The following is a 14,938-nucleotide window of genomic DNA, read 5'->3' as shown; positions in this document are numbered from 1 at the left end:
TGGGAGTGCCGGTATCGGCGCCCCCACCCCCGTCCGCATCAGTTGATTCGGGTCAGCTTCTCGCCGAAGGTCGGCCCCGTCAGATCGCTCTGCAGCGCCACCGCCACCTTCACCTGGCTGGAGCCCTCACCCACGGTGAGCGTGCCGACGTGGGTTCCGGCCGGCGCCTCGTGCGGGAGCGTCTTCCCGTCGTCGGACAGTTCGAGCTTGACCGTCAGACCGGGCCAGCCGGCCGCTGCCACGTCCTCGGTCGCGACGACCGGGGTGGTACCGCCGAACCCGTTGTCGACCATGCCGACGACATCGCCCTTCCTGACCACCTTCCCGCTCTTCAGCAGGTTCTCGGTCGCGATCATCACGTCCTTGCTGACCGCGTTGACGGTGTCGATGATGGGCGACTTGTGCTGGCCCAGCACCGCGCCGACGATCAGCTGGTCGGTGTCGCCGACCATCTTGTGCGCGGCGAAGAGCAGGTTGCCGCCCGCCTTGCTCGTGGAGCCGGTCTTGATGCCGAGGGCGCCGTTGTACGGAACGAGGGTGTTGTAGTTCCGCCAGTTCTTGCCCGACGGGTCGGTCCACGACGGCAGCTTGGTGATCGCCATCAGCGCCGGGATCTCCACCAGCTTCTGACCGAGCTTCACCTGGTCCTCGGCCGAGCTCACCGTGGTCGCGTTGAGTCCGGACGGATCCGTGTACGTGGTGTTCTTCATGCCGAGGGACTTGGCGGTGTCGTTCATCTTCTTGACGAACGCCTCCTCGGAACCGGCGTCCCAACGCGCCAGCAGCCGCGCGATGTTGTTCGCGGACGGAATCATTATGGCCGAGAGGGCCTCCTGCTCGGTGAGCTTGTCCCCGGCCTTCACGGTGTTGAGCGTCGACTCGCCCGCGGCGTCCAGCTTGCCGTCCGACTCCCCCTTGGCGTCGACCGTGATGGACGGACCGGCTTCGCCCTTCTTGAGCGGGTGGTCCTTGAGCACGATGTACGCGGTCATCGCCTTGGCCACACTGCCGATCGGCACGGCCTTCTGCTCGCCGAACGAATCCACTGTGCCGAGGCCGGTCGCCGCCATGTAGCCCTGGCCCTCGTTCGGCCATGGCAGCGACGGCTTGCTGCCCTCGAAGGTGTACGTCGGCTTCGCCGTCAGCCGGAGCTCGGGCGTCGGCAGCGGGCGCACCGCCTGCACGATCGCAAAGGCGATCAGCAGGAGCACGACCAACGGGGTCCAGATCTTGACCCTGCGGACGGCCGTGCGGACGGGCGTCTCCGGCGGCGGAGGCGTGTTCGTCAGCTCGGCCAGCAGGTCGAGCGGCGGCCGCGGCGGCATCGGCTGCTGCCGGGTCCGCTCGGCGCCGCTGAGCGAAGGGGCGTCGGCCTGCGCGGGTGCGGCCGCGGGTGTCTCGGGCTTGCGGAACGCGGGTGCGGGCCGTGCTTCCTCGCGGCGCAGCGGCACGAACTGGCTGGTGCGCTCGGCGGCGCTCCCGGACGCGGACCCCGGCTTCTGCCCGGGCTTCTGCGCAGGCTTCGACGCGGGCGGAGTGATCTTCTTCAGTGCGGTCGTCGGCTGGTCGATCGGGTGGGGCCGGACCGTCTTGAAGACGGCCGTGGGCTGGTCGATTCCGCGCTTGTCCTCGGCGGGCCCGGAGGACTCGGTGTCCTTGGCCGCCCGGGGAGTCCCGTCCGGGGTCTCGGCGTCGTCGGCCCGGTCGGCCGCCTCGCCCGCGTCCGCGGCGGCGTCCGCGTCCCCGGCGTCGTCGGAAGCCCCGGGCTCCTCGGCGTCCGCGTCCCCGGCGTCGTCGGATGCCGCAGGTTTCTCGGCCGCCGCGCCCCCGTCACCGTCCGCGTCGTCATCGTCCGCGGCGTCGGAACCGGCACCGGCGTCGCGCGACGCATCCGGCTCGTCCCGCTCCTCCACGTCGGCGTCCACGTCGGCGGGCGTCGTCCCGTCGTCGGTGGCCGTCGCCCCCCTGTCGCTCGCCTCGTCGACGTGCCCGGGCGTGTCGCCCTCCGTGACGTCGTCACTCCCGGTGACCGACTCGGATTCCTCGTCCTGCCCGGCCTTCTCGGCGGCAGCGCCCTTCCCCACCCACGCGGCGACGGCCGCACGCAGCCGCGCGTCCGTCTCCTCGGATGCGGAGCCGGTTGCCGCCTCCTCGGCCGCCTCCGCGTCCTGGGCGGCCTCCGCGGCCTCCGCGGCCTCCTCCGGCTCGTCGGCCGCCTCGGGGCCCTCAGCAGCCTTGTCCGCGCCCTCCGGCCCCCGGGCGCCCGCAGAGCCGCCGAGGCTCTGGCGGGAGTCCGGCGTCTCGTCCTCGCCGGCCTCCGCAGGCTTCGTACGGAACACCGCCGTCGCCGTGTCCAGCCCACCGCTGGTTCCGCTTCCGGCTCCGGTTTCCGCCGCGGCAGCCGGTTCACGGAAGACGCTCAACCGCGGATCGCGCTCGCTCCGAGCCACGCCCGACGACTTCTGCTGCTCCGACTTGTCGGGGGACTCGCCCGCCACCGATGCCTCCTCCATGCGCCGCGGGGAAGCCCCGCGCTGTCCGAACCATCTATCAGTGTCCTGTGTGAACCCTCGGCCGCGCTGCAAGACGAGAACGACATACCTACTGGTTCCCGTACGAAGCACCCAGGCGCTCTCGACAGACCAATGTGAGAGGGGTCACCCTGTCATTCATCCACGCGGGGAGGCATGGATGGGCAGGAGCCGCAGAACAATTCCGGAGGAGCTTCTGCTGCTCGCTCTGGACCCGACCACGGGTACCACAGCGCAGCCGCAGTCGCTCGACCTCGGCCTCGCCGGAGCTCAGCTAGTGGAGCTGGCTCTGGCAGGACGGATAGCCCCTGACGGGGATCGTATCGCCGTGGTGATGCCACGGCCGACAGGAGATCCGACTCTGGACTCCGCACTGGAACTGCTGCGCCGACGCGGCAGCCCGGTTCGGGCCGTCCACTGGATCGGCGGGCCCCGGCTGGGGCTGCGCCAGACCTATCTCTCGCATCTGGAGCGATGCGGCATGGTGCATGCCGTGGCGGGACAGATGTGCGGGGTGCTGCCGACGACTCGCTACCAGGCGACGGACACGGCGATCAGCCGGGACATCAGGTCCCGGCTGGACAGTGCGATCCGCACCGGCGTACCGCCGGACCCGCGGACCGCGGCGCTCGCCGCACTGGCCCACGCGGTCGGACTCGGCAAGCACCTCTACCCCGGGAACGAGGGGCGCTCGTCGCGCTCCCGGCTCCGGGACCTGATCAGACACGACCCCATGGGCGGCCTCGTGGCGCACGCCGTGATGGATGTCCAGAACGGGGCGGTCGCACAACCGCGCCGTAACCAGGCGGCGGGAGGACCGTTGCAAACGCAAGTGCCGTCGCAGTCACGTCGCGACAGCATGGTGCACACCGCGGCCCACTAGGGCGGCAGACCGCACCACCGGCACCACCCGCGCCACAGGCCGCACCGCACCACAGGCCGGCATCGGACAACCGAATACCGCCGCACCGACGTCCCCAAGACCCGGTTCGGGAGCCGCACCACGCGCGGGGCAGCCGGTTGACCGGCTGCCCCGCGCGCCTGCGTGTGGCCATTTCCCAGCGCGACCAGGGCAACGGGTGGCAATCTGCTGAGCAGTAGATACGCACAGCTACACAGCCGGAGGTGCCGTTTCCGTGCCGACCAACGTCAATCCCACCGTCAGGCGACGCCGGTTGGGCCAGGAATTGCGCCGCCTGCGCGAACTCAAGGGCATGACGGCCGAGGAGGTGGCGGAGCGGCTGCTGGTCTCGCAGTCGAAGATCAGCCGCCTGGAGAACGGCCGACGGTCCATCAGCCAGCGTGACGTCCGCGACCTCTGCGGCGTGTACGAGGTCGAGGACCACCGCATCGTCGACTCGCTCATGCAGATGGCCAAGGACTCCCGCCAGCAAGGCTGGTGGCACGCCTTCGGCGACATCCCGTACAGCGTCTACATCGGCCTGGAGACCGACGCCGAATCGCTGCGGGTGTACGAACCCCAGGTCGTACCCGGCCTGCTGCAGACCCGGAGTTATGCCGAGGCGCTGATCAACGGCGCACTGCCGGAGGCGCCGCCGTCCGACATCGAGAAGCGCGTCAGTGTCCGCGCACGCCGGCAGGACCGCATCACCGACCAGGAACACCCGCTGCGGCTCTGGGCGGTCATCGACGAGTCCGCGCTGCGCCGGCTGGTCGGTGGCAAACAGGTGATGATCGAGCAGCTGGAACAGCTCGTCGAGCTGTCGCACCTGCCGCATGTGACCGTGCAGGTACTGCCTTTCGAGATGGGCGCCCACCCGGGCATCAACGGCCAGTACGCCATTTTGGAATTCCCGGACACCGCGGACTCCAGCGTGGTCTATATCGAGGGCGTCACCAGCGACCTCTATCTGGAGAAAGCGAATGACGTGCAGCGATACAGCGTCATGTACGAGCACTTGCGGGCCCAGGCGCTGAATGTGGAACAGACCCGGCACTTCATCGCGGACATCGCAAAGCAGTACGCCCAGCTGAACACCGGCTGAACACCGGCCATTCACCGGCAGAACACCGGGTGGACCGCGTTGGAACCGGACACATTCCACAAAGTCCGTTATGCGCGAAAAGGAGCGATGCTACTGGTGAGGCGGCGGAACGGTACACCGTCGCCGCCTCAAAGCGGAAGACCCGCATGGAATATGCCATCCGGTCGAGTGAACGGCCCCTTCACGCAACGATGTTGGCGAGTAGCGTCGATCACGCCAGCGGTCATGCGGTTGGTATCTCTCACACAACTCTCTGAACCGGAGTGAACATGGCTATTCGTCAGGGTGCTACGGACAATTGGACGAAGTCGTCGTATTCCGGGGGGAACGGCGCTTGCGTCGAGGTCAGGTCCCCTCTCGTGCAGGCGATCGCGGTGCGTGACTCGAAGGCCCCCGAAGGCCCCTCGATCACGTTCGTGCCCAGCGCGTGGAACGCCTTTGTCTCCGACATCGCAAAGGGCTCCGTCGCCGCCTGACGATGCTCTTCCACAGAACGCGGTGCGGCACCGCCGGCGGTGCCGCCGGAAGCCCTCTCGACTGGTTCGCCGTCCTGGCCGAGGGGGCTCCACCGTTCGGGCCCATCAACGCAGTTGATCCACAAACCGGTCCGTGCCGGGTACGGTCGGAATGAACGGCGCCACTAGCTCCACCCGCCCCAGACCGGACTCCGCGACCGCCGCGTCGAGCCCGGTGAAGTGCTCGGCCCAGCAGTCCCGCGGATCCTCCTGGAGGAACCAGAGCAGGGTCAGCCGGGTGTCGACGCCCTCGACCTGCTTCACATAGGTCATCCGGTCGCCCGGCAGCGGCGTGGGACGGAAGACGGTCACCATCGCCGCCGGTGAGCCGCCGAGCCGTTTCGGCAGATGCCGGGAGCGCAGCCACTCCAGCAGCCCGGCCCGCTGCCCCGCGCCTTCGGCGTCGATCACCTGGAGCACCAGTCCGCGGTACGGGTGGTCGAGAGCGTGGTGGTCCCGGGGACCGGCGGCACCGTCCCGGTAGACCGTCGCCTCGTGGTCCTGGAACGCGGTGAACACATGGGTACGGTCCTGATAGACGCGGCCGTCCCGGTTCAGCCGCTTGTTGATCCCGACGGTCCACTTCATGTGGTCGTCGTAGCGCCCGTCCGTCACCCAGTACGTGGACAGGTAGCACCCGGCTCCCACCGGCTGCGCGACCGCGGACTTCTCCGGATAGCGCAGCCCCTGGAGCTCCCGGGTGGCCACCCAGCGCCGCCCCGCGAACATCCAGGGCATCGCCATCGCGCCCGCGTAGTAGTGATCGTCCTCGTACCAGCGGTTGTACGCGTACTCATGGCCCGGGTGCGGTTCCACCATGGTGATCAGCGCGTGGCCGGGGTGGACTCCGTAGGGCCCCAGCGCGGCCAGTTCGGCGTACGTGTCGCTGCGCGTCTCGTCGCTCATGCCGTTCCCCTTCCGTACTCCGCCGCAGCGCCCTACTCTGACGCACCGTCAGAAAATCTGCCAGGGGCCGGGAGGCACCGATGTTGCTCGCGGGGAAGACCGTCGTGGTGTCCGGGGTAGGGGCCGGGCTGGGGCACCGGATCGCCGAGACGGTGGTACGGGACGGAGGCAGCGCGGTCCTCGGGGCGCGCACCGCGGACCGCCTCGCCAAGTCGGCCGCGGACATCGACCCCGAGGGCCGGCGCACCGCCCACCTGGCCACCGACATCACCGACGAGGCGCAGTGCGAGGCGCTTGCCGCACTGGCACTGGAGCGGTTCGGGCGCATCGACGCGGTGGTCCACGTCGCGGCCTGGGACAGCTACTTCGGCGGCGTCGAGGACGCCGACCTCGCCACCTGGCAGTCGGTGCTGGACGTCAATCTGCTCGGCACGCTGCGGATGACACGCGCCTGCCTGCCCGGCCTCAAGGAGCGGGGAGGCTCCGTGGTTGCCATCGGCACGCAGTCGTCGGTGGCCGCACCGTCCCAGGTGCGGCAGGCGGCGTACGCGGCGTCGAAGGGCGCGCTCACCTCGGCGATGTACTCCATGGCAAGGGAGTTCGGCCCGCACCGGATCCGGGTGAACACGGTACTGCCGGGCTGGATGTGGGGGCCGCCGGTCCAGGCGTACGTGCGGTTCACCGCGCACTCCGAAGGCATACCGGAGGCCGAGGTGCTCGGCAGGCTCACCGAGCGGATGGCGCTGCCCGAGCTGGCCACGGACGGCGACGTGGCGGAGGCTGCGGCGTTCCTGGCCTCCGACCGGGCCCGGGCGATCACCGGTCAGTCGCTACTGGTCAACGCCGGCGAGCTGATGCGCTGACCGGTGCGGCGCGACCGACGGACTGGCGCACTGATCCACTGCCGCCGGGGGCGGCTCTCCTCCTTCTCGGCCGCACGGGACCCGCATCCCGTGCGGTCTTTCTGTGCTCTGCGGTGCTCTTGACGTTCTGCACAGCCTGACGAAGTGCCCGCTCATGGTGTGGCCGCCGTCACGTTCACTACAACGCCCCCGCTGGTCAAGAACAAGTAAAATCGTTCGACTTGCTGATCCGCGTTCACATTTATGATCGCGAAAAACCTTGACCGGGGTACCGAACAGGCGGTTCAATCCCCGATGTCCCCGCTCCCGCACGGGGGCCCCGCTGGGCGGCCGTACTGACGAAGTGCGTACCCCGTTCATAAGGCGGACCCCAGGAGGGGGCACATGAACAGTCTCGACTGGGTCGTGCTCATCGGCTACTTCGGCGTGATGATCGCGATCGGACTCTGGTCCCACAAGCGTGTGGACAACGTCAGCGACTTCTTCACGGCCGGCGGCAAGATGCCGTGGTGGCTGTCCGGCATCTCGCATCACATGTCCGGCTACAGCGCGGTGATGTTCACCGGGTACGCCGGCATCGCGTACCAGTTCGGTGTCACGTCGTTCGTGACCTGGTCGCTGCCGATCGCCATCGGCATCGGTATCGGCTCCCAGCTCTTCGCGCCGCGGCTCAACCGGCTGCGCTCGCGACTGCACGTCGCCTCGCCGCTCGAGTACCTCAAGAACCGCTACAACATCCAGACGCAGCAGGCGCTCGCCTGGTCGGGTCTGCTACTGAAGATCGTGGACGTCGGCGCCAAGTGGGCGGCCATCGCCACCCTGCTCTCCGTCTTCACCGGCATCTCGATCACCCAGGGCATCTTCATCACCGGCTGCATCACCGCCGTCTACTGCACGGTCGGCGGCCTGTGGGCGGATGCGCTGACCGAGCTCGGGCAGTTCGTCATCCAGCTGTTCGCCGGGATCGCGATGCTCGTCACCGCCATGGCCAAGCTCGACGGCATCAGCACCCTGTGGACGGTCTGGGACAAGCTGCCCGAGGGCCACACCGACCCCACGGCGGACCCGTACACGGTGACCTTCCTGCTGGCGTACCTCTTCATCAAGACCTTCGAGTACAACGGCGGCATGTGGAACCAGGCCCAGCGCTACATGGCCACGGACTCCCCCGCGTCGGCGAAGCGTTCGGCACGGCTCTCCGCCATTCTGTGGCTGGTCTGGCCGACGGTCCTGTTCTTCCCGATGTGGTGCGCCCCGCTGCTGGTCCACGCGCAGAAGCCGGACGCCTCCGACAGCTACGCCCTGATGACCGAGCAGCTGCTGCCGCACGGTCTGCTGGGTCTGGTCGTCGTCGGCTTCTTCTCGCACACGATGGCCATGTGCTCCTCGGACGCCAACGCCATCGCGGCGGTCTTCACCCGGGACATCGCCCCGGTCCTCTCGAAGGCGGCCCGCACATGGAGCAACCGCACCGGTCTGCTGGCGGCCCGCGTGTCCACGCTCGGCTTCCTCGGTCTGTCGATGGCGCTCGCCACCCAGATCAACTCGCCGACGTTCAAGGACATCATCTCCGTCGTCATCAAGTGGGTGGCCGGTCTGATGGGCCCGATCGCCATCCCGTTCATGCTGGGCCTGCTGCGCAGGTTCCGTAAGTCGGGCCCGACGGCGGCACTCGTCAGCTGGGCCGCGGGTCTGCTGGCGTTCTACTTCACCAACTACAACTTCGACGGTTCGGTGAAGACGAGTGTCGCGCTCCAGTACCAGGTGGCGCTGCCGCTGGCGATCTCGCTGGTGCTCTACATCGCGATCGGCTTCATCAAGCCGGAGGACACCCCTGAGCGCGACGCGCTGATCGAGATAATCAACTCGGACGGCGACGGTTCGTCGACGGGCGCGACGATTCCGGCGCAGGCCGGTACGAGCGACGCGGCTGTCGCGAAGGGCGTGAAGGACTGATCCACCCGCACAGAGCCGAGGGGCGGGGGACGGACACGGCGGTGTCCGTCCCCCGCCCCTCGTACGTGCGCCCGCTGATCCGTCATGTGCTCCGCGGATCAGCGGTGCAGGAGCCGACGGACCGCTCAGCCGCGCGGATAGCGGGTCAGCCAGCTCGGCGCGGAGGCCGACGGGCCGTGCAGGGCCGGGCCCTGGGTCATCTCCATGGCGAAGTCGTCGGCGAGTTCGAGGAGGGTGGGCCGGCCCTCCAGTTCGGCGAGCCAGGCCGGCGGCAGCGCGGTCTCGCCGTGCAGCGCGCCGAGCAGGGCCCCGCACAGCGCCCCGGTGGCCGCCGACGGGCCGCTGTGATTCACCGCGAGCCGCAGCCCGTGCCGCACGTCCTCGCCCACCAGGGCGCAGTACACGGCGACGGCCAGGACCTCCTCGGCCGAGTCCGTGTCGCCGAGCGCCTCGATGAGCGCGGGACCGGGGATGCCCTGCCGTACGGAGCCGAGGGCCTGCTGGAGGGCGTCGGTGACCTGTACATGGCCGGGCCGTTCGGCAAGCAGTGCGAGGGCGTGCTGCACGGAACCGTCCAGCGTCTCGCCACGGGCCAGGCCGTGCACCATGACGGCGAGGGCGCCCGCGGCCAGCAGGGCGGTGGGGTGGCCATGGGTCTGGGCGGCGCATTCGACGGCCAGCTGGAGCACGAGCTGCGGCTCCCACCCCACCAGCAGTCCGAACGGGGCGGACCGGGTGAGGGCCGCCGAATCGCGGGCGGCAGGGTTCCTGGGCAGGTCGAGGGTGCCCATCGTGGTGTCGCCGAAACCGGTGAGGCATTCGCGGGTGGGGGCGCGGCGGGCGTACAGCCACTCCTCCTGGGCGAGCCAGCCGTTCTCCTTGCGGCGCTCGTCGGGCCCCCAGTCGTGCTGGGTGGCGGCCCAGCGCAGATGGGCGCGGTACACGTCGGTCGGCGGATGCCAGGCGCCGGTGTCGCGGCGGACCTGGGCGCGGATCAGCCCGTCCACGGTGAACAGGCTGAGCTGGGTGACAGCGGTCACCGCACCGCGTCTGCCGTACGCGGGGACGAAGTCGGTGACGGCGTCGGGACCGTGGGCCGCGCGGATCTCCTCGAGCGACAGTCCGCCGACCGCCGCGCCGAGCGCGTCACCGATGGCACCGCCCAGCAGACAGCCACGGACCCGGCTGCGGAAGTCCTGCTGCTCGGCACGGCCCCAGACACCTGTGGCTCCTGCGCTCACCACGCTCCTTCCCCGACCGTGTACGGCCTGCGAGCCCCGACTTCGCAGCACTGTAATCGAACGGGGAGGGGCCGATCGGGGACCGGATCGGTATGTACGGAGCAGCTCTCGCGGTCGATCGGGCCGCGGCCGGTCGCATCGGCGCCCGGGCCGCGGCCGCCCGGTTCAGCTCGGCAGCACCGGCAGCAGTTCCGGGAGGTGCCCGTCGGAGGCGGCCGCCGCCCGCTGCCGTTCCTGCGGGACCTCCCCGTACAGCGTGGTGCGTGGCCTCGCCGGACGGCCCGCCAGCTCGGCGATGGCCTCCAGATCCCGGATCGATCGGTACGAGCCGTAACCGGAGCCCGCCATCCGGGAGATGGTCTCCTCCATCAGCGTGCCGCCGAGGTCGTTCGCGCCGGAACGCAGCATCTCGGCGGCGCCGTCCGTGCCGAGCTTGACCCAGCTGGTCTGGATGTTGGTGATGTGCGGGTGCAGCAGGAGCCGGGCCATGGCGGTGACGGCCCGGTTGTCACGGTCGGTCGGGCCCGGCCGGGCGATGCCCGCGAGGTAGACCGGCGCGTTGGTGTGGATGAACGGCAGCGTGACGAACTCCGTGAAGCCGCCGGTCTCCTGCTGGAGCCGGGCCAGGGTGCGCAGATGACCGAGCCAGTGGCGGGGCTGGTCGACATGCCCGTACATCATGGTCGAGGACGAGCGCAGCCCCACCTCGTGGGCGGTCCTGATGACGTCGAGCCAGGTCGCCGTCGGCAGTTTCCCCTTGGTGAGCACCCAGCGGACCTCGTCGTCGAGGATCTCGGCGGCGGTGCCCGGAATCGAGTCGAGCCCGGCCTCCTTGGCGGCGGTCAGCCAGTCACGGACGGACATCCCGGTGCGGGTCGCACCGTTGACGACCTCCATCGGGGAGAAGGCGTGCACATGCATGCCGGGAACGCGCTCCTTCACCGCCCGCGCGATGTCGAAGTACGCGGTCCCGGGCAGGTCCGGGTGGATGCCGCCCTGCATGCACACCTCGACGGCGCCGACGTCCCACGCCTGTGCGGCCCGGTCGGCGACCTGGTCCAGCGAGAGGGTGTACGCGTCGGCGTCGGTGCGCCGCTGGGCGAACGCGCAGAACCGGCAGCCGGTGTAGCAGACATTGGTGAAGTTGATGTTCCTGGTGACGATGTACGTGACGTCGTCGCCGACCACGTCACGGCGCAGCTCGTCCGCGATCCGGCAGAGCGCGTCGAGGGCGGGCCCGTCGGCGTGGAGCAGGGCGAGCGCCTCGTCGTCGGTGAGCCTGGTCGGGTCGTCCGCGGCGACGGCGAGGGCGGACTTCACATCGGTTTCGATGCGGGACGGCACCATGCCGGGGGCGGCGGCTTCGCGCAGCGCCTCCCAGTCGCCGTACACCTCGTCGAAGTCGTCACGGCGGTCGGCGGTGCGGCCCTCGGTGTCGATGGTGCGGTGCAGATCGGTGCGGCCGGAGGCGTTGAACCCCTCGTCGGGCTCCTGCCAGGGCAGACCGGCCGGGATCGCCCCTTCCTTCGCCAGCCCGGTCTCCGGGTCGGCGAGCGCCCGGACGTGCGGGAGGAGGCGGGGGTCGAGCCACGGCTCGCCGCGCTGGATGAACTCCGGGTAGATGGTGAGCCGTTCACGGAGCGCGAAGCCGGACTCGGCGGTCCTGGCGGCGAGTTCGTCGATGTGCGGCCAAGGCCGCTCGGGGTTCACATGGTCCGGGGTGAGCGGCGAGACACCGCCCCAGTCGTCGATCCCGGCGCCGATGAGCAGTGCGTACTCGGCGTCGACGAGGTTCGGCGGAGCCTGGATGCGGGCGGACGGGCCGAGGATGTGGCGGGCGACGGCGACGGCGGCGGCCAGCTCCTCCAGCTCGGCGTCCGGCATCCCGCGCATCGCCGTGTCGGGCTTGGCGCGGAAGTTCTGGACGATGACCTCCTGGATGCCGTGGTAGGCACGGGCCGTCCTGCGCAGCTCGAAGAGGGAGTCGGCGCGCTCCTCGTACGACTCGCCGATCCCGATCAGGATCCCGGTGGTGAACGGGACGTTGGACCGGCCCGCGTCCTCGAGCACCCGCAGCCGGACGGCCGGCTCCTTGTCCGGGGAGCCGTGGTGCGGGCCGCCCGGCTCGGACCACAGGCGGGTCGCCGTCGTCTCCAGCATCATGCCCATGGACGGGGCGACGGGCTTGAGCCGCTGAAGATCGGTCCAGGTCAGCACGCCGGGGTTGAGGTGCGGAAGGAGTCCGGTCTCCTCGAGCACCCGGATCGCCATGGCCCGTACGTACGCGAGGGTGTCGTCGTACCCTTCGGCCTCCAGCCACTCCCGCGCCTCGGGCCAGCGGTCCTCGGGCCGGTCGCCGAGCGTGAGCAACGCTTCTTTGCAGCCCGTCGCGGCGCCCTTGCGGGCGATGTCCAGCACCTCGTCGGGCGACAGGAACATGCCGTGGCCGGCCTTGCGGAGCTTGCCGGGGACGGTGACGAAGGTGCAGTAGTGGCACTTGTCGCGGCAGAGCCGGGTCAGCGGGATGAAGACCTTGCGGGAGTACGTGATGACGCCCGGCCGGCCCGCGGCTTCGAGGCCCGCGTCCCGCACCCTGGCGGCCGACGCGGCGAGGTCGCGCAGGTCGTCGCCGCGCGCCTGGAGCAGGACGGCTGCCTCGGCCCCATCGAGGGCGACTCCGTCACGGGCCCGCTTGAGGGCACGCCGCATGGAACTGGTGGTGGGACGTCCGCGCTGAGGATCGGTCATGAACCGAGCATACGAGCGAGGCGAGCGGGCGGGCGGAACGCCCGCAGGGGAGGCCGGGGCCCCACCCCGGCGTGGCACAGGCACCCGTCCGGCGCGGCCGGCGGCCGGGACAGAACCGCGGCCGGTGGCGTCGTGGACCGGGCGCGGTCCGAAGCGCATCCGATCTTGGAAAGGGCTTACACGCAACGGGCTCCCGTGTTTAGGTGAGGGCCACCATCACCGGACCAACGACGAGGTGTCATATGCCGGTCAGAGCCAGGAAGTTTGCCGTCATGGCAGCGATAGCCCTCGTGGCCGGGACGGTCGCCGGGCCGACCGCGGCGGCCGAGCGCGACCACGGGCTGCCGCTCGGCCCGCGCGGTCTTCCCGAGACCCGCACCGTCGAGACGCTCCAGCCCGGCGTCACCCTGACCACGATCGTGCGCGGCGAGTCCGATCCGGCCGACGGCTGGACCGTCGAGATCGCCGTCCCCGGTGGTGGCAACGACCCCGACCCCGATGCGCCGCCCACCGCCGTCGGCGACCGGGCGCATGCCGACGCGCTCGTCGACGCCTTGTCCGGCAAGGGCTTCACTGCTCGCGTCGAGGAGGTCACAACCCCTGCCGTGGCCGATTTCGCCGGCGGGACGCTCGGCTTCCGGGTACGGATCGGGCTCGACGCCGACAAGGCGGCCGCCAACACCCTCCTCGCGCGGGTGCGGGGCGCAGGCTTCACCGCCTCCGCCGTCTTCACCGGGTGGGACGGCGCCTCGACCGACCGCGGCCCGTGGCGTGTCCAGTTGCTCACCATCGACCCCAGGAAGTTCCGCGGCGACCTCGTCGGCGACTTCGGGCCGGACATCGAGCGGCGTGAGACCACCAGCGTGCTCGCCCGGGCCCGGAACGCGACTGCGGCGGTCAACGCCGGGTTCTTCGTGCTCGACCCCGCCGCCGGCGCTCCCGGCGACCCCGCCGGCCTGGGTGTCTACGACGGGAAGCTGCTGAGCGAGGCCACCGACGGCCGCCCGGTGTTCACGTTCGGCACCGACGCACAGCACGCGGGCGTCGACCGGTACAGCTGGACCGGCCGGGTCCGCAGTGGCCGCACCGCACTGGCCCTCGACGGCATCAACCGCGTCCCCGGCCTCATCCGCAACTGCGGCGGCACCCACGACGACCAGCCCACCAGCCACCCGCTCCACGACACGACCTGCAAGGACCCCGACGAGCTCGTCGCCTTCACCGCGGACTACGGCGCCTCCACGCCGGCCGGCCCCGGCGTGGAGGCCGTCCTCGACCGGCAGGGGCGGGTGACCGAGGTCCGCGAGCCCCGCGGCGGCGCGCTCCCGGCCGGCGCCCGCTCGATCCAGGGCACCGGCACCGAGGCCGCCGCCCTGCGCGCGATCGCCGAGCCGGGCGCCCGTCTGACCGTCAGCGGGCAGCTGACCGACGAGCGGGGACGACCGGCCCGCACTCCGCAGATGGCGGTCAACGGCGGCCCGGAACTCGTCCGCGACGGCCGCCCCCATGTGACGGTGCAGGCCGACGGCATGGTCCGGCCCGGCGACCCGAGCTTCTACTACGGCTGGGCGGCCAAGCGGAACCCGCGCACGATCGCCGGCGTGGACGCGCACGGCCGGATCATGCTGGCCACGGTCGACGGCCGCGCGGTAGACAACCTCGGTCTGTCCATCCCGGAGAGCGCCGCGGTGGCCGACTCCCTCGGCATGGAGAGCGCCGTCAACCTGGACGGCGGCGGCTCGACGACGATGGTCGTAGACGGCAAGCTGATCAATCAGCCGTCCGACGCGGCGGGCGAGCGCCCGGTCGGCGACGCAATCCTGGTGCTGCCCTGACCGAGTGGGGGGCCGGCGGTGGGTCCGGTCCCGCCGACCTGACGTGAGGGGGCGCCCCCACCACCGGTGGGGCGCCCCCTCTGCATACGTACCGCTACCGCTTCCCCTGCCCGGTCAGCGGGCGACCGCCTTGGTCGCGCTGCTGGTGGCCGAGCCGCTCGCGTGGCCCGTACGGCGGGCGGTGACCTTCACCGTGACCTTCTGACCGCTCTGGGCGGATTTGAGCGTCAGCGAGGACTTGGTCGCTCCCGCGATCGCCTTGCCGTTCGCGTACCACTGGTAGGCGTACGAGGTCGGGGCCGGCGTCCAAGTGCCGTGACCCGCCGTGAGGGTCCGG

The 14,938-nt window shown here is 70.6% G+C and carries 10 protein-coding genes; 6 read left to right on the top strand and 4 right to left on the bottom strand.

The window, feature by feature from the left end; translation table 11 throughout:
• Positions 1–38: 38 nt before the first annotated feature.
• Entirely contained in the window at positions 39–2,513 is a 2,475-nt protein-coding gene (locus tag OG878_RS23030) for a D-alanyl-D-alanine carboxypeptidase family protein (RefSeq protein WP_328888531.1), read from the bottom strand.
• A gap of 178 nt (positions 2,514–2,691) precedes the next feature.
• On the opposite strand from OG878_RS23030, the gene OG878_RS23025 reads away from it, so the two are divergent.
• From OG878_RS23025 to OG878_RS23015, 3 genes are all read left to right on the top strand, one after another.
• Positions 2,692–3,414: a GOLPH3/VPS74 family protein gene (locus OG878_RS23025; RefSeq protein WP_277326716.1), complete on the top strand. Its 723-nt coding sequence runs from the start codon at positions 2,692–2,694 to the stop codon at positions 3,412–3,414.
• A gap of 253 nt (positions 3,415–3,667) precedes the next feature.
• Entirely contained in the window at positions 3,668–4,537 is an 870-nt protein-coding gene (locus OG878_RS23020; protein WP_328888530.1) for a helix-turn-helix domain-containing protein, read from the top strand.
• A 269-nt stretch (positions 4,538–4,806) separates the two neighbouring features.
• Complete coding sequence (locus OG878_RS23015) at positions 4,807–5,013, top strand: DUF397 domain-containing protein (protein ID WP_328888529.1); 207 nt, start codon at positions 4,807–4,809, stop codon at positions 5,011–5,013.
• Positions 5,014–5,118: 105 nt separating this feature from the next.
• Here the strand turns inward: OG878_RS23015 and OG878_RS23010 are convergent, their stop codons facing one another.
• The gene (locus tag OG878_RS23010; protein WP_328888528.1) at positions 5,119–5,958 is read right to left on the bottom strand and encodes a hypothetical protein; all 840 of its coding nucleotides are present in this window, start codon (positions 5,956–5,958) and stop codon (positions 5,119–5,121) included.
• Between the two features lie 80 nt (positions 5,959–6,038).
• Between OG878_RS23010 and OG878_RS23005 the strand changes: the two genes are divergently transcribed.
• Positions 6,039–6,821 (top strand): SDR family oxidoreductase, encoded by a 783-nt coding sequence (locus OG878_RS23005; protein WP_328888527.1) that lies wholly within the window; start codon positions 6,039–6,041, stop codon positions 6,819–6,821.
• A gap of 384 nt (positions 6,822–7,205) precedes the next feature.
• Positions 7,206–8,777, top strand: coding sequence for a sodium:solute symporter family protein (locus tag OG878_RS23000; protein WP_328888526.1), 1,572 nt, complete (start codon positions 7,206–7,208; stop codon positions 8,775–8,777).
• Positions 8,778–8,902: 125 nt separating this feature from the next.
• Here the strand turns inward: OG878_RS23000 and OG878_RS22995 are convergent, their stop codons facing one another.
• Both OG878_RS22995 and OG878_RS22990 read right to left on the bottom strand, forming a co-directional pair.
• The gene (locus OG878_RS22995) at positions 8,903–10,018 is read right to left on the bottom strand and encodes an ADP-ribosylglycohydrolase family protein (protein WP_328888525.1); all 1,116 of its coding nucleotides are present in this window, start codon (positions 10,016–10,018) and stop codon (positions 8,903–8,905) included.
• Between the two features lie 165 nt (positions 10,019–10,183).
• Positions 10,184–12,766, bottom strand: coding sequence for a bifunctional FO biosynthesis protein CofGH (locus tag OG878_RS22990; protein WP_328888524.1), 2,583 nt, complete (start codon positions 12,764–12,766; stop codon positions 10,184–10,186).
• Between the two features lie 272 nt (positions 12,767–13,038).
• Here OG878_RS22990 and OG878_RS22985 point away from each other — a divergent pair, with 272 nt between their 5' ends.
• A complete protein-coding gene (locus OG878_RS22985; protein WP_328888523.1) occupies positions 13,039–14,601 on the top strand; it encodes a phosphodiester glycosidase family protein in 1,563 nt (520 codons plus the stop codon).
• Positions 14,602–14,938: the final 337 nt, after the last annotated feature.

This window comes from Streptomyces sp. NBC_00316 (genome assembly GCF_036158715.1).
In the GTDB taxonomy this organism is placed as follows: Bacteria; Actinomycetota; Actinomycetes; order Streptomycetales; family Streptomycetaceae; genus Streptomyces.
This window is presented reverse-complemented; position numbering and strand designations above follow the sequence as displayed.